The organism is Fontimonas sp. FW305-C-3, assembly GCF_058783185.1.
Genome location: NZ_JBYSYK010000002.1, coordinates 889,766 through 914,725 on the forward strand (window position 1 = coordinate 889,766; position 24,960 = coordinate 914,725).

A 24,960-nucleotide genomic window follows, 5' to 3' on the forward strand; every position below is an offset into this window, starting at 1 on the left:
CAGATCCTGCGCCCCGATCTGGCGCTGATCCGCGACTGGATCGCGCCCGGCAGCCGCATCCTCGACCTCGGCTGCGGCGATGGCGAGTTGCTGACCGATCTGGCGACGCATCACGGCGTCAGCGGCTATGGCCTGGAGATCGACCCGACCAAGGTCGCGCAATGCGTCACCAACGGCGTCAACGTGATCCAGGCCGACCTCGACGACGGCCTGCGCGATTTCGACAACGGCTCATTCGACTACGTCGTCATGACGCAGGCGCTGCAGGCCCTGCAGCGCCCGGACTCGGCGATCGCCGAAATCCTCCGCGTCGGCCGCATCGGCATCGTGACTTTCCCCAACTTCGGTCACTGGCGTGTCCGCGCGGCGCTCGCCGGCGGCCGCATGCCGGTGACGCCGACCTTGCCGGATCGCTGGTACGACACGCCGAACATCCATCTGTGCACCGTCGACGACTTCGAGGATCTCTGCGCACGCCGGCACTGGCGCATCCTCAGCCGCCGCCTGCTCGACCGCTCGCATCGCGAAGGCGCACGCATCCGTTTCGCACCGAACCTGTTCTGCGAGCTGGCGATGTACATGCTGCAGGCCCCGGAGAGCGCGGCATGAAAGTGCTGCTTGCGTTGATGCTGCTGCTGGTCAGCACAGCCGGACACGCCGAGCAGTATGTCGATCTCGGCGATTTCCGCGTGCACTACGCGGCCATCAACACGACAGACCTGACGCCGGACGTCGCGCGCAAGTTCAACGTCCAGCGCAGCAACAAGCTGATCCTGCTGGTGCTCAACGCACAGCAACTGGTCGGCGGGCGCTACGAGTCGGTGGCAGCCACGGCAAGCGGCACCGCGACGACGCTGCTCGGCCATGTGCAGACGCTCGATCTGCGGCCGATCCGCGAAGCGGACGTGCACTACGTCATCGCCTCTTTCGAAACGCTCGAAGCCGAATACATGACGGTGGATACGCGCGTCACGCCGGCGGGATCGACATCGCCGATCAGCATCAAGTTCAAGCAGCAGTTCTATCAGGATTGATCAGGGATCGAAGCCGGGCACCCCATGAAAACCTTTGCCGAATGCATCGCCGCGGGTGTCGTCAGCGCTGAGGAAGCGACCGCGCTCTACGACAGCCTGGAACCCGCGGACGTCAGCTTCATGCTGGGGCGCTGGAAGGGTTCCGGCTTTCCGACCCGGCATCCGGTCGATGGCGTGCTGGAGGCCTGTCACTGGCACGGCAAGCATTTCGAGTCCGCGGAACACGTGCATCCGCTGGTGTTCCGCAATCTGTTCGGCAACAAGGTCTGCATCAACCCGGCGCTGATGCCGATGGGCATGCTGAACATGAAGACGGTGCCGAAATCCGCCGCGATCGGCCGCCTGTTCCAGCTGCTGATGCCGCTGTTCCAGACCCGGCGCTCACGGGCACGCGTGCGCATGACCGAATACCGCGGCAAGCTCAGCGCGACGATGATCTACGACGCCCTGCCGATCAACGACGTGTTCCGCAAGGTCGACGCCAACACCGTGCTCGGCATCATGGATTACAAGGGCATGCCGCAATCGCTGTTCTTCGTGCTCCAGCGCGAAGCCTGATCCAACCGTCGCTGACGTAGCCCGGGTGCAACCCGGGTTTCACCCGGGCTACGGAAATCGATCAGGTGCTTCGAGCCTGCGCCAACAGCTCGCCAATCCGCTGATCCTTGCGCTCCCACTGCCCGGCGATCCAGGCCTGGAATCGGGCGCGGAATTCGGGATCGCCTTCGTAGTCGCCGACGAACAGATCCGGCGCAATCTGCAGCTGCTGAATCTCGACGACGATGTGGCGCACCCGGCCGCACAGAAAATCCCAGATGCCCTTCGAGCCTTCCGGGTAGACGATCGTCACGTCGAGCAGGCAGTTGAGCCGCTCACCCAGCGCCGACAGCGTGAACGCGAAGCCGCCCGCCTTGGGCTTGAGCAGATGCCGGTACGGCGATGCCTGCGCCGCATGCTTGGCCGGCGTGAAGCGGGTGCCTTCCAGGAAATTCAGGATCAAGGCCGGCTGATTGCGGAATTTCTCGCAGGCCTTGCGCGTGGTTTCCAGATCCTTGCCCTTCAGCGAGGGATTGCGTTCGATCTGTTCCTTGGTGTGGCGCTTCATGAAGGGGTAGTCCAGCCCCCACCAGGCTAGGCCGAGGACCGGCACCCAGATCAGCTCCTGCTTGATGAAGAACTTGAAGAACGGCGCCTTGCGCCCGAAAGCCTTCATCAGCACAACGATGTCGTTCCAGCTCTGATGGTTTGCGCTGACCAGGTATTGCGCCTCGGGATCGAGCGGCACGTCGATGCGGATCTCCCACTTGATCCGCAGGAAGGCACCGACCATCCAGGCATTGACCGTCGCCCAGTTCTGCGCGAGCGCGGCGGCCGCGCGCGAGGCGACATCGCGCCAGCTGCCGCGAGTCACCAGCTTGACCAGGATCATCACGTACAGCGGCGTTGCCCAGAACACGGTATTGACGATGAGCAGAATCATCATCACGGCACCGATGATCGGCGCGGGCAGAAAATGCAGCATGAGCTATCCCCCTAAAGATTCACTCTACCAACCGCCGGTGGCTCACTTCGCCGGCGGCACGTCCTTGAGTTCGTGACCGGACCAGTGGATGTGCGCGATCTTCCAGCCGTCCGGCCCGAGCCGCAGCACCATCGTCTCGGTGTTCGTCAGATTGATCTTCTCGCCGGCGAACTCGCCCTTGCTGCGCGTCTGCGACAGCGCGACCGCGACGTTGCCGGACACCATCGTCTGGCTGTGGACGAGCTCGCGCTTCACCGTCATCGCGTACTGCAGATCGGCATCCAGATGCGCAGCCGTGTATTCATTGCGATTGCCTTCGACATAACCCATCTCGAAGACGATCAGATTCTCGTCGAGCAGGCGCACGGCACCCTCGCGGTAACCTTCCTCGATGGCGCGATGAAAATCGATGACCACCGCCATCACCGCCGCGCCCGGATCGGGCACCGGGGTCGCGGCAGGTGCGACGGCTGGCACCGCCGCAGCGGCTTCTGGCGCCGCGCCTTGCGCGATGGCGGTACCGACGCCGCACAGCAATGCAAAACCCGCGACACATGAGCTCAGCGTCCGCATCGTTCTAGCCTCCGAAAACCGTGGGCGCGGTCGTCACGCCGGTCGCACGCAGTTCGCCGTCCTGGTCATAGACCTCGACCGCGTTGTACAGCGCATTCGGCAAGCGCACCAGCACGCAGGGACTGCTGATCATCTGCGCGGTCATCGCATCGGGCGCCGGGGCGAAATACGTCGTGTAGACCTGCAGATTGCCGCCGACCTCGCGCGCCTCGCGGCTGACCGCGATACCGTGGCCCGCCGTGTGCCGCTGCCCCATCTCGATCAAGGCATAACGCCCGGCCTTGAGATCGTCGCTCAGGCGCAGATCGATGCCGGTGCGGCGCTGCCAATCCTGCGCTTCCAGTGCGCTGCGGAACAGCGTCACCCGCGAATTCTCATCCTCCGCCGTGCAGATTTGCGCGCGTGCAACTTCAACGACGCTGGTCGCATCGCCGCTATCGCCGAACCAGCTGCTCAGACCGCAGGCCGGCAACAGCGCAACCGCCGCCAGCAGTCCAAGCCGCTTCATCCACTGTCTTTCCCTGACCATTTCGCTGTGTCCGTCCGTTTTTCGTTGTCCCGCCGGTTCAGACTCCGGCACGGGCATCCTCGAGGATCATGTCCGCGCCCTTCTCGGCAATCATCGTCGTCGGCACATTGGTATTGCCGCCGATCAAGGTCGGCATGATAGACGCATCGACGACCCGCAGTCCGCTGAGCCCATGCACCCGCAGGCGCGCATCCACGACAGCCATGGGGTCATTGCCCATCTTGCAGGTGCCGACCGGGTGATACAGGGTCTCGGCATGGTCGCGCAGCCACTGCTTGAGCCCGGCATCGGTCTGCAGCGCCGCGCCGGGCTCCAGTTCATGGCCGTTGTGCTTGGCGAAAGCCGGCTGCGCAAAGATTTCACGCGCCTTGCGGATTGCAGTCACCAGCTTGTCGAGATCGCGCTCGTCCTCGAAGTGACGCGGGTCGATCTGCGGCGGCACCAGCGGATCGGTGCTCGCGAGACGAATCTGGCCGCGCGACAAGGGGCGCAGATCGCAGCACAGCAGGCTGTGCGCATAGCCGCTGAACGCGGGCCTCAGATTCTGGCCGTGCTGCGTATTGCAGACCGGCGCATAGTGAATCTGCAGGTCCGGAATCGTCTCCGCCGGCGATGACTTCAGGAAGCCGCCCGCCTCGGCGACATTGCTGGTCAGTTCGCCGCGGCGGCTGAAGGCATAACGCAGGAGTGCCCAGGCCGAGCGCAGCAGCGACAGCGGATGGAACGAGAACGCAAGGCGGCTGCGGTTGCGCATCGACACGACCGCGTCGAGATGATCCTGCAGATTGCTGCCGACACCCGGCAGCTCCTGGACGACGGCGATCGAGTGGCGCCCGAGTTCCTCGCGCGGACCGATGCCGGACAACAGCAGCAGCTGCGGCGAGACGACGGCACCTGCGCTCAGCACAACCTCGCGGCGTGCATAGGCTTCGCGATAACTGCCCTGCGCGTAGTAGCGCACGCCGCCGGCGCGCTTGCCGTCGAGCAGCACACGCGTCACCTGCACGCCGGTGACGATCGTCAGGTTCGGCCGCGGTCCGGCATCGTGCAGATAGGCGCGTGCATTGCTGCAGCGTTCGCCGTCTTTCTGCGCGACGTGGTAATAGCCGACGCCTTCCTGCCGCGCGCCGTTGAAGTCGCTGTTCGGCAGGTGCCCGGCCTGTTGCGCGGCCTCGATGAAGGCATCGGACAACGGGTTCTGCTGGCGCAGCCGTGTCGCGTTGAGCGGGCCGCCGCTGGCATGGAACGCATCGAAGTCGGCACCGGCGTCGGCCTGCGCTTCGAAATTCTCCAGGCGCTTGAAATACGGCAGCACGTCCTTGTAGCTCCACCCGGCATTGCCGAGCGCGGCCCAGTGATCGTAGTCCCAGGCATGTCCGCGCACGTAGCACATGGCGTTGATGGCCGAGCTGCCGCCCAGCGTGCGCCCGCGCGGCCAGAACAGGCGGCGCTTGCCCATCCGCTCCTGCGGCACGGTCCAGTACTTCCAGTTGTAGATGCTGGAACGCAGCACCGCGAGCACACCCGCCGGCATGCGCAGCAGGGGGCTGCTGTCGCGCGGCCCGGCTTCAAGCAGGCAGACCTTGTACTGACCGTCGGCACTCAGCCGGTTGGCCAGCACGCAGCCCGCCGAACCGCCCCCAACAATGACGTAGTCGAACATGCTCATAAGCTGCGCATGCTAACGGCTGCAAAGTCCGCAGGCACGCCGCGACCGGCTCTTGAAACTTTGCTGGTGATCCTTACATAGGGGTCACAGGCAAGCGCGACACCGCCCTCCCCCCATAAGTGTGTCCACAGGAGTCAAAGCATGAGCATCATTCGTTACGCCGCATTGGCCCAACCCTGGGCACTGCACCGTGAATTCCTTGGCGAAGTGAATCGCCTGATCGAACGCAACGCCAACGCTGCGGAAGCCACCAGTGCCTGGACGCCGGCAGTCGACATCCATGAGTACAGCGATCGTTTCGAGCTGATCGCTGATGTGCCGGGCGTCGATCCGGCGAGCATCGACATCACGCTGGAGCGTGGCGTCCTGACGCTGTCCGGCGAGCGCGTCGCCGCTGAAACCAGCGCCGAGCGCCAGCGCAACGAGCGCGTCAGCGGTCGCTTCCAGCGCCGCTTCACGCTGCCGGAAACCGTCGACGGTGAAAACGTCAGCGCGACCGGCAAGCTCGGTGTCCTGCAGATCGTCATCCCCAAGCGCGAGCTGGCCCAGGCCCGCAAGATCGCGATCACCCACTAAAAGCCCCGGGTGATGAGGTAGCGGCGAAGCGGGGCGCATCAGCGCCCCGCTTCGTTTACAGTGCTTGCCCGAAAATCGCAGACCCGTACCAGAGCAGCCATGGAGTACAAGGACTACTACAAGATTCTCGGCATTTCCCGCAGCGCGACGCCTGACGAGATCAAGAAGGCGTACCGCAAGCTCGCGCGCGACTTTCACCCGGACAAGAACAAGACTGCCGGTGCCGAAGATCGCTTCAAGGAGGCCAACGAAGCCAACGAAGTCCTCAGCGACCCCGAAAAGCGCAAGGCCTACGACACGCTCGGCGCCAACTGGAAATCCGGCCAGCAGTTCTCGCCGCCGCCAGGCTGGAACTTCGGTCCTGGCGGTGGCGGCGGCCGTAGCCGTCGTGGCAGCGCCGACGATCTCGGCGGCTTCTCGGATTTCTTTTCGCAGATGTTCGGCGGCGGTGCCGGCATGGGCGGCGGCGGTCGCGGCGGCTTCGGCAGCCCTTTCGGCGACATGGGCGGCGACTTCGGTGGCCGCGCGCCACAGGACACCCGCGCGCGCCTGCAGATCTCGCTGGAGGACGCCCACGAGGGCGCACAGAAGCAGATCAGCGTCGGCGGCCGCACGCTCAGCGTCAAGATTCCGCAGGGCATCACCGCCGGCAAGACCATCCGCCTCAACCGCCAGGGCAACCAGGGCGGCGATCTGCTGCTGGAGATTGAGTTCGCCAAGCATCCCTTGTTCGAACTCGACGGCCTCAACATCAGCCACACGCTGAAAGTCGCACCATGGGAAGCCGCACTCGGCGCCAAGGTGCCGGTGCCGACGCTCGGCGGCGCCGTGGAACTGGCGATTCCGGCCAACAGCCAGAGCGGCCGCAAGATGCGCCTCAAGGGCCGCGGCCTGCAGGGCGCGCCGGCCGGCGACCAGATCGTGACGCTACAGGTCGTGACGCCGCCTGCGGCGAGCGACGAGGACAAGCAGTTCTACGAAGACATGGCCAAGCGCTTCAGCTTCGATCCGCGCGGCTGAAAAGACGCCCCTCTCCCCGCGAGCTGGGAGAGGGGGAACAAGCACAAAAAAAGCCCCGCAATGCGGGGCTTTTCTGTTGCGCCGGAAACCTCAGGCTTCGCGGTGATACCGCGTAGCTACCTCGACCTCGTTCTTCGAGCCCATGAATACCGCAATTCTCTGGTGCAGCTGGGTCGGTTGCACTGCCATGATGCGCTCGATGCCGTTGGTCGCCGCGCCGCCGGCCTGCTCGACGATGAAGCTCATCGGGTTGGCCTCGTACATCAGGCGCAGCTTGCCCGGCTTGTCCGGTTCCTTGAGATCGCGCGGGTAGATGAAGATGCCGCCGCGGGTGATCAGGCGATGCACGTCGGCGACCATCGAGGCGACCCAGCGCATGTTGAAGTCCTTGCCGCGCGGGCCGGTCTTGCCGGCCAGCAGTTCCTCGATGTAGCGCTTCATCGGCGGATGCCAGTGGCGGATGTTCGACATGTTGATCGCGAACTCCTTGGTGTCCTCGGCGATCTTCATGTCGCGCTTGGTCATCACGAAGCTGCCCTGATCGCGGTCCAGCGTGAAGGCATGCGTGCCGTTGCCGACGGTCAGCACCAGCATCGTGCTCGGGCCGTAGACGGTGTAGCCGGCCGCGAGCTGTGCGGTGCCCGGCTGCAGGAAATGCTCGTCCTTCGGCTCCTTGACGCCTTCCGGGCTCGGCAGCACCGAGAAGATCGTGCCGACGCTGATGTTGACGTCGATGTTGCTGGAACCGTCGAGCGGATCGAACAGCAACAGGTACTTGCCCTTCGGGAAGTCACCGGGGATCGCCTGGCAGTGATCCATTTCCTCGGACGCGCAGGCCGCCAGGTGGCCGCCCCATTCATTGGCCTCGAGCAGGATCTCGTTCGACAGCACGTCGAGCTTCTTCTGCGCCTCGCCCTGGATGTTGCCGGTGCCGGCATCGCCGAGCACACCGCCCAGCGCGCCCTTGCTGACCGCGTGGGAAATGGTCTTGCAGGCACGCGCGACAACTTCGATCAGCAGGCGCAGGTCGGCGGTGATGCGTCCGGCGCGCTGCTCCTCGATCAGATAGCGCGTCAGCGAAACCTGCTTGTTTCGCGCAACAGGGGAATCCGGTGAAACCTGCGTCATATGCCCTCCACGGCGTTCGGCCTGCGCATTGTCCGCGCTCACCGGCCGAATGCAAAGGGCCCAGCGACCCGTCAGCTGCGCGCCAGCTCCAGCAGGAAATCCGGCACGAAGCTCTGCCAGGGCTTGCGGCGGATTTCCGCCTGCTCGGGCCCGAGGCGCACGTTCATTGCGGACGGCTGCTTGCGCAGCGCTGCCGGCAGGCTGTCGACCGGGATGCGCACGGTGAGGTACTTGCGGTCGGGGCTGAACTGGACGGCGAACGGCAGGGTGTCGGCGGTCATGGGAAAACTCGGTGCGTGGATGACGCCATCCATGCTGCGCCGTCCGCGGCTCAAATCCTGAGCCCGGCGACGAAAGCCGCCAATCAGCTGGCCACGTGGTATTGCTGCGCCGCCGCCAGCAGCCGCTTGGCGACGGCGATACGCAGGTTGACCGGCCCCATGACCTCGACATCCGGGCCATACCGCAGGATGTCGAGGATCAGCTCGTCGTCGCGGTGATAGGGCACCGACAGCTCGTAGCTGCCGTCGCGCGTCCAGACGCCCTGCTGCTGCGGATGCCACTGCTCGACCGCGACCCAGCGCGCGCGCTCCGGCGTGAAGCGCAGTACCGCCGTCGCGGTCGGCGCGCCGGAGAAGATGCCGTAGGAGCCGCTCAGCTCGTCGTTGAGGCGCGCCTCGTCGATGTCCTGCGCCGGCGTGTCGAGCAGCTCGGCCTTGCGCACGCAGTCCAGCGCGAAAGTGCGCAAGCCGTTCGACTGATGGCACCAGGCGTCGAGGTACCAGTTGTCGCGGTAGTGGGTCAGGCGCTGCGGCGAGATCTCGCGCTCGCTGACCTGCGCACTGGCGCGCGATTCGTATTCGATGTGCAGGCGGCGGCGCTGCAGGACGGCCGCCGCAATCGACGCGAAATGCTTGCCCGGCGAACGCGCCGCGGTACGCAGCAGGCGCAGGCGATCGGCCTGGTCGGACTTGAGGCCTTGCGACTCGAGGATCTGGTCGATGCGGCTGCGCACCGAAGACAGGGCTTCCTCGAGCAGCCCGGGCTGGAATGTCGACAGCAGCTGCTGCAGCGTCAGCAGGCCCTGCAATTCCTCCGGGCTGAACCAGATGCCCGGCAGCTCGTAGGCGGCGTCGGTGTAGCGATAGCCGCGCGGCTCGCGCGAGGTCTCCAGCGGTGCGCCGAGATAGTCGCGCAGGTAGGCGATCACGCGCTTGGTCGTCGCCCGCGAGCACTCGAGTTCTTCCTGGATGCGCTCGAAAGGCACCGGATAGCGCGAAGCCTTGAGCCTGCGGTGCAGGCGGTAGACATGCTCGAAGGATTTCATGGGGCTTAAGGTAACGCACCGTTAGGCTAACGGCACTACTTGCCTGCGCCGCGCGCTGCCGCCACGCTGCGCGTCGCAAGCCCCGCCCCAGCCCACAGCACCTCATGCAGACGATCAAGCATTTTGAAGGCACCCGCCGCGCCGCCGGCCCGCAGGACCGCGTCGAGAACGTGCGCGCCGCCGCGGAGGATTTCCGCAAGGCCATGCTGGCCGGGCCGAAGGTGCGTTACTACGAGTCCTTCGACCTCGTGCAGGTGCCCTACCCGAGTTACTACGGCCTGCGGCACGCCTTCCGCTACGAACACGTGCTGCCGTATCTGTCGATCTGCAACCGCCTGTTCGTCTGCCAGTTCGATACGCCGCAGGGCATCAAGACCCTGCTGATCTCGCCGTCGGACTACGAGTTCAATCGCGAGACGCCGTTCTTCAAGCGCCTGTCGGACAACAATCCGAAATGGCTGGAGCGCTTCATCCTCAAGCGCCACAGCACGGTCGAACAGGTGCTGGCGCGCATCGGCCTGAAGCCGGCGGACATCGACTACATTACCTACGACCATCTGCACACGCAGCATGTGCGGCGCTGGCTCGGTGGCGGCGACACGCCGGGCGTGCTGCCGAACGCAAAGCTGATCGTGCATCGCCAGGAATGGGAATCTGCCCTGCGCCTGACACCGATCCAGTACGACTGGTACTGCCCGGACGGCATCAAGGGCATTCCGGAGAACCGGGTGATCTTCGTCGAAGGCGACGTCATGCTCGGCGACGGCGTGGCGATGATCCATACGCCCGGCCACACCGAAGGCAATCACTCGATGGTCGTGCATACCAACGAAGGCCTGTGGGTCACCAGCGAGAACGGCATCAGCGTCGACGCCTATGCGCCGAAGGCCTCGCGCATCGCCGGCCTGAGCGCCTTCGCCAAGGCCAACGGCAGCGAGGTCATCCTCAATGGCAATACGCTGGAGAATTCCATCGATCAGTACATCTCGATGGTCCAGGAGCTGACGATTGCCGGTCCGTCGGCACGCAACGCGGACTTCCCGAACATCTTCCCGTCGTCGGAACTGACGCCGTTCTGGCTCGCGCCGGGCGTGCGCTCCAGCCACCGGGTCGGCCACGCGCGGCATGGGGCGCTGGTCCGGCCGGCCTGACGGGCGGTTTCAAGCTTATAACTAAAGCGCAGGGATCATTGCGTGCTTGAGCACGTCTTGGTCAAATGCCGCCAGCACGACAGCGCCGCGAGCGATCTGCCGCTGCGCCAATAATTCCAAGCCTTCGACGCCAGAGCCGACCACGGCATGAACGTCGCCCTGACCGGTGATCTTCATGCTGTCCGCTTTCCCCCGAGCCTGTCATGCGTCCGCGCCTCGCGTCCCGCGCCGGGCATGACCACGATTGCCATCATCGGTGCCGGCTTCTGCGGCACGGCGCTCGCTGTGCGCCTGTTGCGCGAGCCGCCGACCCTGCCGCTGAAGATCGTGCTGATCAACCGATCGGGCCGCATGGCGCGCGGCGTCGCGTATGGAACGCGCATCCAGGCGCATGTGCTGAACGTGCCGGCCGGTCGCATGTCGGCGTTTCCGGAACGGCCGGACGACTTCGTCAATTTCGCGCGCCTGCGCGATCCGCAGACCAGCGCCAGCGACTTCCTGCCGCGCCGCCTGTATGGCGACTATCTGGAATGGCTGCTGACTGTCGCCGAGGCCAACACGCCGCCGCAGTGTCAGCTGCTGGCCCGCATCGGCACGGTCGAGGCGCTGCAGCCGCTGGCCCACGGCGTCGAGCTGCAGCTGCAGAACGGCGAACGCCTGCAGGCGAATCACGTCGTGCTGGCGCTCGGCCATGATCAGCCGGTCAATCCGCCGGTGAGCAGCGGCGCCGAAGCCTTGTACGCGAGCGAGCGCTACGTCCGCGATCCCTGGGCGCTGGGCGCGCTGTCCCGCGTACCGATCCTCGAACCGGTGCTGATCCTCGGCAGCGGCCTGACGATGCTCGATGTGCTGCTGGACCTGCGCAGCCGCGGACATCGCTCGACGATCCATGTCCTGTCGCGCCGTGGCCTTTCCCCGCTGCCGCACCGCGACGCGAACGCTCCGCACAGCTACGACAGCCGGCTGCCGCAGCAGATGCTCGCGCGGCCGTCGATCCGCCACTATCTGCGCGAGCTGCGGCGCGAAGTGGCGCTGGCTACCGAGCGCGGCCAGGACTGGCGCGACGTCGTCGGTGCGCTGCGGCCATCGACCACCGCGTTGTGGCAGGCGCTCGACGAGAAGAACCAGCGCCGCTTCCTGCGCCACCTCAACGCCTATTGGGACGCGCACCGCCATCGCTGCGCTCCCGCCTTGTGGCAGGCCCTGCAGGCGGAACGGCAGAAAGGCGGCATCCAGCTTCACGCCGGCCGCGTTGCGAGTTATGCCGTCGAAGGCGACGGCATCGCCGTGCAATTCCGCCCGCGTGGGAAGAACACCGTCGAGCGGCTGAAGGTCGGCGCCGTCATCAATTGCACCGGGTCCGCCGTCGCACTGCATCGCTCCGAAGCGCCGCTGCTGCGGTCCTTGCTGCAGCAAGGCAGCGCGAGCAGCGACGCGCTCGGCCTCGGCTTCCGCCTGGACGCTCAGTACGGCCTGCTCGACCGCGACGGCCGCCGCACGCCGCGCCTGCATTACATCGGCCCGCTGCTGCGCGGCCGCGACTGGGAAGCGACCGCGATCCCGGAGCTCAGCCGGCATGTCGCGCATCTGCACGGCGCGCTGCGCCGCGAAATCGAGAGCGGACCACGGCGTCCTGTCACTGTCGTATCCGCGCAGGAGTAGAACCATGAGCTGGCGCCCCGACATCCGCTTTCTCGTCATCCCCGGTCTGCACGGCAGCGGACCGGATCACTGGCAGACGTACTGGGAATCGGTCCTGCGCGCGAGTCGCGTCAACCAGGACGACTGGACGAATCCGGACCTCGGACAATGGGCCGATCGCATCGTCAGCGCGTCGCTGACCGATCCCCGCCCCGCCGTATTGATTGCCCACAGCTTCGGCTGTCTTGCGACGGTGGCCGCCTGGCCGCGCCTGCGCCACGCGGTGCGCGCCGTGATGCTGGTGGCGCCGGCCAATCCGATGCGCTTCGGCCATGCACGCAAGTTTTCCAATCTGGCGCTGACCGTGCCGTCGATCGTCGTCGCCAGCCGCAACGATCCCTGGACCAGCTTCGGCACCGCCGGCCTGCTCGCGCGACGCTGGCACAGCGAACTCCTCGACAACGGATTCTGCGGCCACATCAATGCGCTCAGCGGCCATCACGAATGGACGGAAGGTTTCGAGCTGCTCAATGGCCTGCTCGAACGTGCTGGCCTCGCACCGCTGCGCAACCTCGCCAAACCAGCACGGCGTCCGGCGCTCGAAGTGCGTCATCTGCAATACCTGCTCTGAACCGATCATGTCCTCCAACATCCGCCACATCACGAGACTGGCCGCCGCGCTCTCAGTCGTCCTCGTCGCCGCCTGCGGACCGGCGGCGCCGAAGGGCGGCACGGTCGAGATCGACATCTCGCAGGTGTTCGGCGGCGAGCCGCTGCAGCTCGAGGGCAAGGACTTCGAGACCGCGAGCGGCGATCTGCTCAGGATCACCAAGCTGCGCTACTACCTCAGCAACTTCCGCCTGCGCCGGCACGACGGCCAGTGGTACACGCAGCCGCTCGGCACCAAGGACGGCAGCGGCTACTACCTGGTCGATACCGCGAAGCCGCAATCGCTGAAGCTGCAGCTGCCGGGCGTGGCAAGCGCCGACTACGAGGCGCTGGAATTCCTGATCGGTGTCGATGCGGCGCGCAGCGACCAGGGCGCGCAATCCGGCGCGCTCGATCCGCTCAACGGCATGTTCTGGACCTGGAGCAGCGGCTACATCTTCTTCCAGCTCGAGGGCCTGCGGCCGGACGGCACCGAGCTGAGCTGGCATGTCGGTGGCCGCGGGCCTGATGCACCCACGCGTACGGTGCAGCTGCCGCTCGGCGAGAAGCCGCTGCAGGTCAAACCGCAGCTGCTCAGCACGATTCACCTGCAGGCCGACGTCGCCGAGATCTTCCGTACGCCGCAGACGCTGGACCTCGACGCGCTGCCGACCGCGATGGATGCGAAGTCGGCCACGCCGATCGCCGACAACTACGCCGATATCTTCCGCGTCGATCACCTGCATCACGAGCCACTGCGCCGATGACGCAGCGCCGCGCCATCGGCGTCGCCATCAGCGGCGTGCTGCTGTTGCTAGCGGCTTCGACGGCGTTCGGCAGCCTGCCTGCGGTTCAACGCTGGATCAGCGCGCATCAGGTCCCGCAGATCCGCACGCCGGCCGGCTGGCCGGCGCCGCGCTACAGCGCCGAGGTCGATCGCGCGAGCTTCGAACTCGGCCGCCGCCTGTTCTACGATCCGCAGCTGTCGAAGGACGGCACGGTCTCCTGCGGCAGCTGCCACCAGCAGTTCGCCGCGTTCGCGCATTTCGACCACCGGGTCAGTCATGGCGTCGGCGGCGTCAACGGCACGCGCAACGCACCGGGCCTGTTCAACCTCGCCTGGCAGGCCGAGCTGATGTGGGACGGCGCGATCAATCATCTCGACCTGCAGCCGCTCGCACCGCTGCTGAATCCGGTCGAGATGGCCGCGACCCTGCCGACCGTGCTCGACACGCTGCAGCGCGATGCCGACTATCCCGCACAGTTCGAGCGCGCCTACGGCAGCCCCGGCATCGACAGCCAGCGCATGCTCGGCGCACTCGCGCAGTTCATGGCGACGATGATCTCGGCCGACAGCCGCTACGACCGATACCTGCAAGGCGACGAAGCGTTCAGCGCCGAGGAAGCCGCCGGACTGGCGGTGTTCCGCACGCGCTGCGCGGCCTGCCACAGCGAGCCGCTGCTCAGCGACCAGAGCTACCGCAGCAACGGCCTCGAGCCGAGCGCGATCGATCTGTCGGCCGCGGCCGGTCGCGCCGCCGTCACCGGCCGTGCCGAGGATCGCGGCCATTTCCGCGTGCCGAGCCTGCGCAATCTCGGCTACACCGCGCCGTACATGCACGACGGCCGCTACGCGACGCTGGCCGCGGTGCTCGATCATTACGCGAAGACCTTCGACGCGGCCGGCGATGCTGACCCGCTGCTGCGCGCCCAGGCGCCGCTGAGCGAGGATGAGCGCGCTGCGCTGCTGGCCTTTCTCGCGACGCTGGACGACAGCGGCTTTGTCGAGGATGCGCGTTTCGCGGAGCCGCTGCCATGAGCGCGCTGAGCCATACGTCGCCGCGTCTTGAAGCGGTCGCCGTCGTCAACGCGCAGCGCCTTGATGTCTATGTCGACGACCACGACAGCAACGCGCCACTGGCCGGGCTCGACGTGCGCCTGCAGACCGCCAGTTCTTCAATCACCCTGAGCGAGCGCGAGCCTGGCCTCTACAGCACGGCGATCGATCGCCGCCTCGATGGCACCACCATCACGCTGCAGATTCGCGGGCCCGACTGGCTCGAAACCGTCAGTGGTTCCTTGAGGATCGACGCCGCTGCACAGCCTGCAACCTTGTCGACAACCATCGTTGGCGCCTGGACCGCAGCGGCGATCGTCCTGCTGGCCGTCGGCCTGCTCGCTTACGCGGCCCGGCGGCGGCGCTAGATCGTCATGTTCCAGCGCCTCGTCACTGCCAGCCTGCAGCATCCCTGGGTCGTTCTCGCCGTCGTCCTGCTGCTGGGCGGACTGGCGATCGACGTGACCCAGCGCCAGACGCTCGACGTGCTGCCGGAGCTGACGCGGCCGACGATCAGCGTGCATACCGAAGCGCTGGGGCTCGCGCCGGAAGATGTCGATGCGCTGGTGACGCGTCATGTCGAAGCGGCCTTGAGCGGCCTGCCGGATGTGCAGCGCGTGCGCTCGATCTCCAGCGCCGGACTGTCGCTGGTCTATGCCGAGTTCGCCTGGAACTCGGAGCCCTATCGCAACCGCCAGCTCGTCGCCGAGCGGCTCGAAGCGGCGCGACCCCTGATTCCCGCCGGCCTGCAGCCGCGCATCGGCCCGCTGACCTCGCTGATGGGCGAGGTCATGCTCGTCGCGCTGCAGGCAGAGGGTGAGAGCACGCCGGCCAGTCTTCGCGAGCTGCGCGATCTGGCCGACTGGCGCGTCTCGCCGGCCCTGCTCGGCGTGCCGGGTGTCGGCAACGTCGTCGTCATCGGCGGCGAGATCCGCCAGTACGAACTGCGCCCCGACCCGGCGCGCATGGCCTTGCTCGGCATCACGACACAGCAGCTGAGCGATGCCGCAAGCGGCTTCGGTCGCGACCAGGCCGGCGGCTATGTCGATGCCAACGGCCAGGACATCGCGCTGCGCCTGCGCGGCCGGCCGTTCGCGATGGATGCGCTGGCAACGCTGCCGGTCGACTGGCGCAACGGCAGCAGCGTGCGGATCGGCCAGGTCGCCGAGATCGCCGAGGGCAGCCGGCCCCGTCGCGGCGATGCCGGCGCCGATGGCCGACCGGCAGTGATCCTTGCGATCCAGAAGCAGCCGGGCGCCGACACCCTGCGACTGACGCGCGCGCTCGACGAACGTCTTGCCACGCTCGCCGCCGGCTTTCCGCCCGGATACGGACACAGCGTGCTGTTTCGCCAGGCCGACTTCATCGAACGCTCGACCGCCAACGTCGGCGAAGCCTTGCTGCACGCGGCGATCATCGTCGCGATCGTGCTGTTCGCCTTTCTGGTCAGCGCGCGGGCCAGCCTGATTTCCCTGCTGGCGATCCCGCTGTCCTTGCTGACCGCGGTGCTGGTGCTGCATCTGATGGGACAGTCGATCAACACGATGACGCTCGGTGGACTGGCGATCGCGATCGGCGAGCTGGTCGACGACGCGGTCGTCGACCTCGAGAACATCGTGCGGCGCCTGCGCCAGCATGGCGGGGCCACGGGAATCACCACCGTCATCGCCCGCGCGGCCGTCGAGGTCCGCTCCGGCGTGTTGTACGCGACGTTGATCATCGTGCTCGTGCTGCTGCCGCTGTTTGCACTCGATGGCATCGCCGGACGCCTGTTCGCACCGCTCGCCATCGCCTACATCACGGCGATCCTCGCCAGCCTGGTCGTCGCGATCTGCGTGACGCCGGTGCTGTGCCGCCTGCTGTTCGCCGACCCGGCGAGAACGCTGCCGACCGAAGCGCGCTGGCTGGTTGCCGTGCGCGCGCGCTATGTTCGCTTGCTGGAGACAGCACTGCGCTGGCCGCGGGCATTGTTCGGCCTAGCCGCAGCCACGGCGATCGCAACCTTCGTCATCGGCCTGTCGCTGCCGCGCGCCTTCCTGCCCGGCTTCAACGAAGGCACGCTGACGCTGAACCTGATCCTGCAGCCGGGCATCGCGCTCGCGGAGTCGAGCCGCATCGGCCAGCGCGCCGAACAGTTGCTGCTCGACATGCCCGAAGTGATCCACGTCGGCCGGCGCACCGGTCGCGGCGAGCTCGACGAGCATGCGGAAGGCATCCACTACTCGGAGCTGGAACTGAGCCTGCGCGAAGAGGGCCGTCCGCGCGAGGAAATCCTCGCCGACATCCGCCATCGCCTCGCCGAGCTGCCGGGCTCGCTGGCGATCAGCCAGCCGATCACGCACCGGCTCGATCATCTGCTGTCGGGCGTGCGCGCGCCGCTGGTCGTCAAGGTCTACGGCGAGGACGCCGCGGTACTGCGCCGCCTCGCCGAACAGGTTCGCGCGCAGCTCGCCGCGATCGACGGTTTTGCCGATGTGCAGATCGAGGCGCAGGTCGACGTGCCGCAGCTGGAGATTCATGTCGACCCGAATGCCGCCGCGCAATACGGCCTGTCGTCGGCGCTCGCGCAGGCTCGGCTCAATGGCCTGCTGGTCGGCACGCCGCTGTCGACGATCGTCGATGGCGAACGCCAGCACGCACTGCTGCTGCGCCTGGCCGACGCGCAACGCACACCGCAGGCACTGCAGCAGTTGCTGGTCGACAGCCCCGCCGGACCGGTACCGCTGCCATCCATCGCGCAGATCGGCGAACGCTTCGGCCCCAACCAGATCCAGCGCGAGGACCGCCGCCAGCGTCTGGCGGTCTCGGCCTTCGCCGCTGCCGAAGGCTTCGAGCAGGCGAGCATCCAGGCTCAGGCGCTGATTGCCGACACGCCGGTACCCCCCGGCTACGAGCTGCGGCTCGAAGGCCAGCTCGTCGCCCAGCAAGCGGCGATGACGCGCTTGATCGGCCTCGCGGCGCTGTCGCTGCTGCTGATGACGCTGTTGATCTTCAGCCGCTATCGCTCATGGCCATTGACGCTGATCGTGCTCGGCAATGTGCCGGTCGCATTATTCGGCGGCGCACTGGCGCTGCTGCTGGCCGGCGTGCCGCTGTCGGTCGCCAGCGTCATCGGCTTCATCACGCTCGCCGGCATTGCGGTTCGCAACGGCATCCTCAAGATCAGTCATTACCTCAATCTCGCCATCGACGAGGCGATGCCCTTCGGCCCGGCGCTGGTCGCGCGCGGTTCGGCAGAGCGTCTCAGTCCGGTGCTGATGACCGCCGTCATCACCGCACTCGCCTTGCTGCCGCTGCTCGGCTCCGGCAGCGAACCCGGCAAGGAGATCCTGCATCCGGTCGCACTGGTGATTTTCGGCGGCCTGATCAGCGGCACGCTGCTCGACAGCTTCCTGACGCCGGCCTTGTTCCTTCGCCATGGCGCAGCAGCGCTGCAGGGCCTGCGCAGTCGATCGGGCGGCTATTGATCCGTACGGATCAATAACCCAACGAGCTCTGTTTTATTGAGACGGCATCACGCGCGTTCTCTACAAAAAACCAGCTCGCTAATGCCGTCTCAATATTAGCAGCTGCGAAAATGTTCTAACCGGGCGTGCCCAAATAACGGAACCAAGCAGTTAAAGTTATCGCACGTCTCAGCCTCGACGAATGAAGTTCTTCCGTCGACACGTTGGCGCCCCACCCCATTTTTCATCAGCTTGCCCGTGCCCGCGCACAGGGGCACGTGTGGCTCGCACGTCAGGCAAACAGGAGACGACATGTACAAGGGAACCACGGGTGCGCTCCAGCACCTGCGGCAGTTCGCCAGGGGAAATACAGCGCTGGGCTTGATTGCCGCGCTGGGCATACTGGCTGGAACCGGCACTGCTTCGGCAGGTGCACCGGCCGCAATCAACAAGAACACCGGCGACTCGATCCCCAACGGCTCGGTGCTGCTGGTCTGGGCCGGCGACGGCTGTGCACTGCCGGTTCCGGTGGGCACCTGCAGCCCCGACAGCGCACAGGATTTCATGGCAGTCGTCGACGTCGAGCCGAACTCGACGACCTTCGGCAACGTCATCTGGACGGCCGAACTGCCGCGCGCAACGCTGTCCAACATCCTGCCGGGCGGCATCATCGCCAACTCCGATGCGCACAACGATCCGCATCACATGACCAGCTACACCTCCTACATCTCCGGAGGCGGTGACGGTCTGACGGCGGGTCGCAAGTATTCGTTCGCCGGCGGCGTGATCTCGAAGAACGTGTTCCGCTTCGACATCACCAGCGTGCGCAACATCGGCAAGGGCGAACTCGCGATCTGCGGCACGCAGCCGCGGCGCTCGTCGCTGACCGACGACTTCGTCGTCATGCCGGCGCCGGGCGGCAACCACAAGATCCTGTTCACCTACATGGGCAACTACGGCTACGGTCCGCAGGGCTCGGTGACCGAACTCGATCCGGGCCGCGTCGCACCGACGATCCTCGAAGGCGTGCTGCCGTTGTGCGCACCGTCGATCCCGAACGTGATCTCGCTGGCGGACACCGTCGCGCAGATCGCGCTCAATCTCGGCTGCGTCGGCGGCGTCGAGCCGGATGACGACGCCACGCTCGGCCACAAGGGCATCACCGAGTATCCAGGCTGCGTGCGCGCCAACCAGCCGCGCAATCCGACCAACTACACCTCGTATCCGGATTCGCGTCCGTCGCGCGAGGCGAACCAGGGCCTGTTCTTCCTCGGCAACAAGGACGCCGGTCTCGAGTTCCAGCCGCACGGCATGGGCCTGACCTACGACGGCAAGTACCTCGCGACGTCGAACTACGCGGTGCCGGCATCGATCGGTGTCGCCGCGCTCAACGGCGCGCTGACCGAGTTCTGCTCGAACGCCTACCTGGGCATCGGTCCGCTCGGCATCTGCGGTTCGTCGTTCGGTTCGTCGGTGCACGTCTGGGAGACCAGCAACTCGTACACCTACGGCAAGACGCGCGACTCGCTGAAGCCGGCTGGCGTCTATGAGGACAACCCGTACATCCGTTCGGTCAGCGCGCTGCCCGACGGTCCGCGTGTCGAGCCGGTGCTGATCCACGAAGAGAACGAAGGCGCGATGGCCTTCGGCATTCCGCACCAGTCGCACCACTGCGTCGGCCAGAAGGGCTGGGAAAACCTCGGCGATCCGAGCTTTGACGCCGCGGTCACCCGCGTCGGTGTTGCCGCCAACGAACGTTCCGAAATCACCGCCGCGGATTGCGCGCCGGGCGATGCCGACTACGTGCCGCATGACGGCGCCTTCACCGCCAGCATGTGCGGCGGCGTGCTGTACTACACGCCGGACATCACGCTTGCGGGCAACGTGCAGAACGCCTTCGGCGGCTACGGTCCGTACTGGCGCCCGGTCTACGACGTCGGTCCTTGCACGGGCGTGTCCTACTTCACGGTCAGCGACGACGATCGCTTCCTGGTCCTGCCGGTGTCGGGCATCGAAAGCCCGCCGGAAATCGACCCGGCCGGTTCGATCGACTTCGACCGCGACTATCCGCGTGAGCACAGCCGCCGCCTGCTGACGGTCGACATCCGTCCGCTGCTGTCGCGTGGCCGCGCCGAAACCGCACAGACCGCGATCCAGTGCGACTTCCCGCCGCCGGACGCCAATCGCGCCGCGAACACCTCGCTCGGCACCAAGGCGACGCGTTCGAATGCGAATGCCGGACACAGCGCCGTCTTCAACGTGCTCAAGCACAACAACGAAGCCGACGACTGCCCGCGTATCCGTGGCGTGATCGGTCAGTTCGAGACCGGCCCGCACGGCGAAGGCCTGCCGACGACGCTCACCTCCAACACCAATCCGGGCACGGGCTACATCCGTCTCGCGGAAACGGTGCCGGAAGTGCTCAACGGCAACCTCGGCGGTCTGTTGCTGAACTCGTACAAGACGGGCGGCGGTCCGGCCGGCGACGGCGGTTCCCCGGGCAGCGGCAACCTGAACTCGCTGCAGAACATGTACACGCACGGTGGTCCGCACTTCACGCTGTACGACCGCGTCGGCTACCAGCGCACGTCGGTCGGTGAAGGTGGTTACCTGGATCTGCGTCCGCTCGAGGTCAATGGCCTGAAGCTGCCGCGCGATGCCGTCGTCGGTGAAGACCCGGCAACCGGCACTGGCCGCTTCGTGTTCATCCAGTACTTCGTCGAACTGCAGCACGTCCCGGGTCCGGGTACGGGTTCTGACGGCGACCGCACGCTGTGCCTCGGCAAGTTCGACCGTCGCACCGGTGCGACGGTGCTGGACACGACGTTCACCGACGAAATCCTCGGCACGCCGTGCCTCGATTTCGACAGCGCGGCCCGCGACAACTGGAACTGGCCGGGCGCCCGCGGTGCCAAGGGCGGCGCCAAGCCGCACTCGGCCGCCTTCGAGCGCGACGGTGCACCGCTGTTCAGCCCTGGGTACTACCCGGCCGTGCCGCTCAATCCGGACGGTGACAACTAAGCCGTAGAAGTTTTTGCACTGTGCTTCATCGGGGGGTGAGCACAGCCGTACGGGGGATGTTCCGGTTCGCCGGAGCATCCCTCCTCTGCGGATTTCCAATGTTTTGCTGCAACCACAAATTACGAGTGTCATTGCCATGAAGATTCAAACCAAACTGATTCCCGCCGCGATTGCCGCCACACTGGCGATCGCCGCAAGCACCGGTTTCGCCGCCGAGCCGGCCAACGGCCTGCAGGCCGACGTCTACGTCAACGGCAAGCCGATCAGCGCCAACCATGTGCTGCTGATGGGCTCCGGGCTGGACCCGGAAAACAACACCCGCGACGCCAACGATCCGGAGCGCCAGGCCGCCGCGCGCGCCGAACTGGTGACCCAGGAACTGCTGGCCCAGGAAGCGATCCGTAAAGGTCTTGACCGCGATCCGGTCGTTGCCGATCAGCTCAGCTTCCAGAATCGCGTGATCCTGTCGCGCGCCTATCTGGAGCAGTACTTCAACGAAAGCCCGGTCACCGATGCGACGCTGAAGACCGCTTACGAATGGAAGCGCGCAAACGGCAAGCTGCTCGAATACAAGACCCGGCACATCCTCGTCACCAGTGCAGACCAGGCGCTGGCCGTCGTCGCCAAGCTCGACAAGGGCGAAGACTTCGCCGCGCTCGCACAGCGCTACAGCCAGGATCCGGGCGGCCAGAGCACCGGCGGCGACCTCGGCTGGTTCCAGCCGGAGAATTTCGTCGACCATCATTTCACCGACGCCCTGCAGGAACTGTCGAAAGGCGGTTACACGAAGAAGCCGATCCGCACCCGCTTCGGCTGGCACATCATCAAGCTCGAAGACGGTCCGCGCCCGGGACGCAATGCACCGCCGTTCGAGGAACTGACCGACGCTGCACGCGAAGCACAGCGCCAGAAGGCCGCGCAGATCAAGATCGAGACGCTGACGTCCGAGCTCGCCGCCAAGGCCAAGCTCACCGGCCCCGGCGCCGCCACTTCCGTCGCGCGCAAGGCCAAGTGAGGTCGACCATGAATCCGTTCATCAAGACCGCATTGGCCGCCTCGCTCGTGCTGCTGGGCGCCTGCGCGCAGACGCCGACCCGCGGCACCGCCGATGTCAGCGTCGCCGCACAGTCCGACGATGCCTCGGACGAAGCGCGCAACGCGTTCTTCGTCCACAACGCGCGCTCCGGCGATATCGCCGCACTGACCCGCGAGCTCGACAAGGGCATCGACATCAACGTGTTCGACACGCTGAGCCAGACCGCACTGATTGCCGCCGTCAGCCAGAACAAGTTCGATGCCGCCAAGCTGCTGCTCGAGCGCGGCGCCAAGGTCGACCTCGCCGATCCGGCCGGCTGGACGCCGCTGATCCACGCGACCTACTCGGCATCGGCGCCGGACATCCTCAAGCTGCTGCTCGATCACGGCGCGGACATCAACGCGCGCAACGACCGCGGCGTCACCTCGCTGTACATCGCCAGCTCGGTCGGTCGTGAACCGCAGGTGCTGTTCCTGCTCGCGCATGGCGCCGATCCGTCGCTGACGACCAGCTCCGGCTACACCGCCAAGCGCGTTGCGCAGCTGCGCGGTCTCGATCGCATCGTTGCGCTGCTCGACGCCAAGCCGGCGCCGACGGCACAACAGTAAGCGGATCACGCTTCGCCCTCCCGCCAGGCCATGCCCGTCCGACCCGCAAAGTGGCTGCTGATGCTGTGCGGTCTGCTGATGCTCGCAGAGCCGGCAGCAGGCGCGGCACCGAGCCTGCTGCTAGGCAAGCCGGAGCAGCGCAGCCTCGGCATCCGCACGCTGAGCGCAACGGCGGCGCGTCAGGCCGAGGTGCTGGCGGCACGGGTCATCGTCGACCCGCGCCGGCAGCACCGCATCAGCGCGGGTGAAGACGGCGTCATCGAGGCGCCGGAGGGCGGCTTCATCGCCCCTGGGTCCAGCGTCGCCCAGGGCAGCGTGCTGGCCTGGCTGCGACCGGTCATCGCCGAGCCGCAGCGCCGCGACCTGCAGGCGCAGCTCGCCACCGCGCAACGCGATGTCGCGCTCGGCAAGCTGCAGATCAAGCGTTTCTCGATCGACGAAGCACAGGCGGTCGAAGGCAATCTGCTGACACCGTCGATCCGCATCACCGCCGACTACCACGCCGCGCAGACGCGCGTCGCCCATCTCGAACGCACCCTCAATGCGCGCAGCGCGATCCGCGCGCCCGCCGCCGGCACGCTGCTGCGCAGTGCGCTGGCGGATGGGCAACTCGTGCGCGGCGGCGAAGCGCTCGGCGAGATCGCCGGCGCGGCGCAGACCGTGATCGCCGCGCCGATCGCCGCTGCGCAGCGAGCCCGTATCGCCCAGGCCGCTGCCGCCCTCGCGGGCGACGCACAGGCACTGAGCCCACTCGGCCTGCGCTTCGATGCCGCTTTGCGCAGCTGGCAGGCGCTCTACGCACAAGCGCCGGACGCCACGCCGCTGCTGGCGGGCGCTACCGTGCGCGTCGTGCTCGCCGCCGGCGCCGACAGCCCGATCCGCGTGCCGGCGGACAGCCTGTTCGAACACGAACAGCGCCAGTGGCTGTGGCTGCACGAAGGACCCGAACAGTTCGTAGCGCAGGCCGTCGACGTCGTCGCACGCGACGTCGGCAGCGTTGCGATCCGCGGCGACTGGGCCGCCCGGCAGCGGATCGTCATCGTCGGTGGCGGCGCGTTGACCGCGCGCCTGAAGCCGCGCGCGGAGCCGGCGACATGAAGGCGCGCTGGCTGAATCTTTGCGCCGCACTGGCCGTCACCGCGCCGGCGGTGCTGGTCGCGCACGACGGTGTCGATCATGGTGCCGACGCGACGGCGGCCGACAATGCAGCACGACCCTACTGGGTCAGCGCGACGCGCCTGCACGTCGCCGAGTCCCTGCAGCAGCGTCTGGCGTTGCGCAGCGCTGCTGCGGCGGAACAACCACAAGACATCAGACTCAGCGCGGAGGTGCTGCCCCATCCCGCCAGCACAGCGATCGTCAGCGCGAGCGGCTATGGCCGCATCGAGAGCGCCGGCAGCTGGCCGCTCGCCGGGCAGACCGTCCGCAAGGGCGAAGTGCTCGCCTGGCTGCGTCCGCTGCTGAGCGTGCAGCAGGACAGCGAACGCCGCCGCGACTTGCAACTGCTCGAACAGCAGCTGCAGCTCGCCGGGATCAATCTCGAGCGCCTGCGCGGCCAGGTCGAAGCCAGCGGCGGTGCCGGCGTCGCCAACAACGTCTATTACGACGAAGCGGTGCTCGATGTCGCTGCGCTCAAGCAGCGCATAGAACATGCACGACACGCCCTTGAGGATCGCGTCGCGCTGCGCGCCTCGATCGACGGCGTGCTGGCCGCCAGCAGCGTCGGCGACGGCGATGTCGTCGATGTCGGCAACCGCCTGTTCACGATCGCCGCGACGGATCGCTTCCGCATCGCGCTGCCGGTCTTCGATGCGGCACAGGTCCGCCAGCCGCCTTCTCTCGCGCTGCCGCTCGGTGAGCGCAGCGTCGCGTTGACTCACGTCGGCAGCGAACCCGCGCGCAATGGCCAGGGCTGGCAGCTGCTGTACGACGGCGCCGATGCGACGACAACGGCGCTGATGCCCGGCGAGATCGTCGAAGTTTCCACGCGCGCAGCCGCTGCGCCGCGCCCCTGCCTGCGCAACAGCGCGGGCGCGGAGATCTGGGTACAGGTCGAAGCAGAAGTTTTCGAGCGTCGGCGTGCCGCCGATTGCGAACAGATACAGATCACAGCTACCGAGCGGTGGGTCCGCGACGGCGCAGCGATCCTTGCGCAGTACCGGTGACCTCGGGACCACCCGCCGCCGGCTTGAAT

General features: G+C 66.7%; 25 protein-coding genes. 17 read left to right on the forward strand and 8 right to left on the reverse strand.

The features are described from left to right. Nucleotides 1–6 precede the first annotated feature (6 nt). From metW to AC3WUF_RS10445, 3 genes are read left to right on the forward strand one after another with little or no spacing between them, the layout of a single operon-like run. Nucleotides 7–609, forward strand: coding sequence for a methionine biosynthesis protein MetW (gene metW / locus AC3WUF_RS10435; protein WP_492425617.1), 603 nt, complete (start codon nucleotides 7–9; stop codon nucleotides 607–609). Continuing rightward, nucleotides 606–1,034 (forward strand): DUF4426 domain-containing protein, encoded by a 429-nt coding sequence (locus tag AC3WUF_RS10440; RefSeq protein WP_492425180.1) that lies wholly within the window; start codon nucleotides 606–608, stop codon nucleotides 1,032–1,034. The genes metW and AC3WUF_RS10440 overlap by 4 nt, the downstream gene beginning before the upstream one ends. A gap of 24 nt (nucleotides 1,035–1,058) precedes the next feature. Continuing rightward, nucleotides 1,059–1,592 (forward strand): DUF4334 domain-containing protein, encoded by a 534-nt coding sequence (locus AC3WUF_RS10445; protein ID WP_492425182.1) that lies wholly within the window; start codon nucleotides 1,059–1,061, stop codon nucleotides 1,590–1,592. Between the two features lie 61 nt (nucleotides 1,593–1,653). On the opposite strand, the gene yihG is transcribed toward AC3WUF_RS10445, so the two are convergent. From yihG to AC3WUF_RS10465, 4 genes are read right to left on the reverse strand one after another with little or no spacing between them, the layout of a single operon-like run. Next, the gene (yihG, locus tag AC3WUF_RS10450; protein WP_492425184.1) at nucleotides 1,654–2,556 is read right to left on the reverse strand and encodes a 1-acylglycerol-3-phosphate O-acyltransferase, YihG family; all 903 of its coding nucleotides are present in this window, start codon (nucleotides 2,554–2,556) and stop codon (nucleotides 1,654–1,656) included. A 42-nt stretch (nucleotides 2,557–2,598) separates the two neighbouring features. Further along, a complete protein-coding gene (locus AC3WUF_RS10455) occupies nucleotides 2,599–3,129 on the reverse strand; it encodes a YybH family protein (RefSeq protein WP_492425186.1) in 531 nt (176 codons plus the stop codon). Nucleotides 3,130–3,133: 4 nt separating this feature from the next. Then, entirely contained in the window at nucleotides 3,134–3,637 is a 504-nt protein-coding gene (locus tag AC3WUF_RS10460) for a protease complex subunit PrcB family protein (protein ID WP_492425187.1), read from the reverse strand. Between the two features lie 58 nt (nucleotides 3,638–3,695). After that, nucleotides 3,696–5,327: a GMC family oxidoreductase gene (locus tag AC3WUF_RS10465; RefSeq protein ID WP_492425189.1), complete on the reverse strand. Its 1,632-nt coding sequence runs from the start codon at nucleotides 5,325–5,327 to the stop codon at nucleotides 3,696–3,698. Nucleotides 5,328–5,468: 141 nt separating this feature from the next. Here AC3WUF_RS10465 and AC3WUF_RS10470 point away from each other — a divergent pair, with 141 nt between their 5' ends. Together AC3WUF_RS10470 and AC3WUF_RS10475 are read left to right on the forward strand one after the other, a co-directional pair. Further along, the gene (locus AC3WUF_RS10470) at nucleotides 5,469–5,903 is read left to right on the forward strand and encodes an Hsp20/alpha crystallin family protein (protein WP_492425191.1); all 435 of its coding nucleotides are present in this window, start codon (nucleotides 5,469–5,471) and stop codon (nucleotides 5,901–5,903) included. A 99-nt stretch (nucleotides 5,904–6,002) separates the two neighbouring features. After that, a complete protein-coding gene (locus AC3WUF_RS10475; protein WP_492425193.1) occupies nucleotides 6,003–6,923 on the forward strand; it encodes a DnaJ C-terminal domain-containing protein in 921 nt (306 codons plus the stop codon). 90 nt (nucleotides 6,924–7,013) lie between these two features. Here AC3WUF_RS10475 and AC3WUF_RS10480 read toward each other — a convergent pair whose 3' ends face one another. The 3 genes from AC3WUF_RS10480 to AC3WUF_RS10490 all read right to left on the reverse strand — a co-directional run bounded on the left by AC3WUF_RS10480 (nucleotide 7,014) and on the right by AC3WUF_RS10490 (nucleotide 9,378). Beyond that, nucleotides 7,014–8,051 (reverse strand): class 1 fructose-bisphosphatase, encoded by a 1,038-nt coding sequence (locus AC3WUF_RS10480; protein ID WP_492425195.1) that lies wholly within the window; start codon nucleotides 8,049–8,051, stop codon nucleotides 7,014–7,016. Nucleotides 8,052–8,122: 71 nt separating this feature from the next. Further along, nucleotides 8,123–8,332 carry a hypothetical protein gene (locus AC3WUF_RS10485; RefSeq protein WP_492425197.1) on the reverse strand — a complete coding sequence of 70 codons (210 nt, stop codon included), beginning with the start codon at nucleotides 8,330–8,332 and terminating at the stop codon, nucleotides 8,123–8,125. Nucleotides 8,333–8,415: 83 nt separating this feature from the next. Continuing rightward, nucleotides 8,416–9,378 (reverse strand): helix-turn-helix transcriptional regulator, encoded by a 963-nt coding sequence (locus tag AC3WUF_RS10490; RefSeq protein WP_492425199.1) that lies wholly within the window; start codon nucleotides 9,376–9,378, stop codon nucleotides 8,416–8,418. A gap of 104 nt (nucleotides 9,379–9,482) precedes the next feature. Here AC3WUF_RS10490 and AC3WUF_RS10495 point away from each other — a divergent pair, with 104 nt between their 5' ends. Then, nucleotides 9,483–10,529, forward strand: a complete 1,047-nt coding sequence (locus AC3WUF_RS10495) for an MBL fold metallo-hydrolase (RefSeq protein ID WP_492425201.1) — start codon at nucleotides 9,483–9,485, stop codon at nucleotides 10,527–10,529. Between the two features lie 21 nt (nucleotides 10,530–10,550). Here the strand turns inward: AC3WUF_RS10495 and AC3WUF_RS10500 are convergent, their stop codons facing one another. After that, on the reverse strand, nucleotides 10,551–10,706 hold the full coding sequence (locus AC3WUF_RS10500) for a hypothetical protein (RefSeq protein WP_492425203.1): 156 nt from the start codon (nucleotides 10,704–10,706) through the stop codon (nucleotides 10,551–10,553). Nucleotides 10,707–10,763: 57 nt separating this feature from the next. On the opposite strand from AC3WUF_RS10500, the gene AC3WUF_RS10505 reads away from it, so the two are divergent. The 11 genes from AC3WUF_RS10505 (at nucleotide 10,764) to AC3WUF_RS10555 (ending at nucleotide 24,931) form a co-directional block, all read left to right on the forward strand. Then, on the forward strand, nucleotides 10,764–12,191 hold the full coding sequence (locus tag AC3WUF_RS10505) for an FAD/NAD(P)-binding protein (RefSeq protein WP_492425205.1): 1,428 nt from the start codon (nucleotides 10,764–10,766) through the stop codon (nucleotides 12,189–12,191). A 4-nt stretch (nucleotides 12,192–12,195) separates the two neighbouring features. Beyond that, entirely contained in the window at nucleotides 12,196–12,801 is a 606-nt protein-coding gene (locus AC3WUF_RS10510; RefSeq protein WP_492425207.1) for an RBBP9/YdeN family alpha/beta hydrolase, read from the forward strand. A gap of 7 nt (nucleotides 12,802–12,808) precedes the next feature. Beyond that, complete coding sequence (locus AC3WUF_RS10515; RefSeq protein WP_492425209.1) at nucleotides 12,809–13,585, forward strand: MbnP family protein; 777 nt, start codon at nucleotides 12,809–12,811, stop codon at nucleotides 13,583–13,585. After that, nucleotides 13,582–14,637, forward strand: a complete 1,056-nt coding sequence (locus tag AC3WUF_RS10520; protein ID WP_492425211.1) for a cytochrome-c peroxidase — start codon at nucleotides 13,582–13,584, stop codon at nucleotides 14,635–14,637. Before AC3WUF_RS10515 ends, AC3WUF_RS10520 begins: the two co-directional genes overlap by 4 nt. Next, the gene (locus tag AC3WUF_RS10525) at nucleotides 14,634–15,023 is read left to right on the forward strand and encodes a hypothetical protein (RefSeq protein WP_492425213.1); all 390 of its coding nucleotides are present in this window, start codon (nucleotides 14,634–14,636) and stop codon (nucleotides 15,021–15,023) included. The genes AC3WUF_RS10520 and AC3WUF_RS10525 overlap by 4 nt, the downstream gene beginning before the upstream one ends. A gap of 6 nt (nucleotides 15,024–15,029) precedes the next feature. After that, a complete protein-coding gene (locus AC3WUF_RS10530; protein ID WP_492425215.1) occupies nucleotides 15,030–18,122 on the forward strand; it encodes an efflux RND transporter permease subunit in 3,093 nt (1,030 codons plus the stop codon). Between the two features lie 291 nt (nucleotides 18,123–18,413). Further along, nucleotides 18,414–21,122 carry a hypothetical protein gene (locus AC3WUF_RS10535; protein ID WP_492425217.1) on the forward strand — a complete coding sequence of 903 codons (2,709 nt, stop codon included), beginning with the start codon at nucleotides 18,414–18,416 and terminating at the stop codon, nucleotides 21,120–21,122. Between the two features lie 136 nt (nucleotides 21,123–21,258). Then, nucleotides 21,259–22,137, forward strand: a complete 879-nt coding sequence (locus tag AC3WUF_RS10540) for a peptidylprolyl isomerase (protein WP_492425219.1) — start codon at nucleotides 21,259–21,261, stop codon at nucleotides 22,135–22,137. A gap of 8 nt (nucleotides 22,138–22,145) precedes the next feature. Next, nucleotides 22,146–22,766, forward strand: coding sequence for an ankyrin repeat domain-containing protein (locus tag AC3WUF_RS10545; RefSeq protein WP_492425221.1), 621 nt, complete (start codon nucleotides 22,146–22,148; stop codon nucleotides 22,764–22,766). A 30-nt stretch (nucleotides 22,767–22,796) separates the two neighbouring features. Continuing rightward, nucleotides 22,797–23,864, forward strand: coding sequence for an efflux RND transporter periplasmic adaptor subunit (locus tag AC3WUF_RS10550; protein WP_492425223.1), 1,068 nt, complete (start codon nucleotides 22,797–22,799; stop codon nucleotides 23,862–23,864). Continuing rightward, nucleotides 23,861–24,931 (forward strand): efflux RND transporter periplasmic adaptor subunit, encoded by a 1,071-nt coding sequence (locus AC3WUF_RS10555; protein WP_492425225.1) that lies wholly within the window; start codon nucleotides 23,861–23,863, stop codon nucleotides 24,929–24,931. Before AC3WUF_RS10550 ends, AC3WUF_RS10555 begins: the two co-directional genes overlap by 4 nt. Nucleotides 24,932–24,960: the final 29 nt, after the last annotated feature.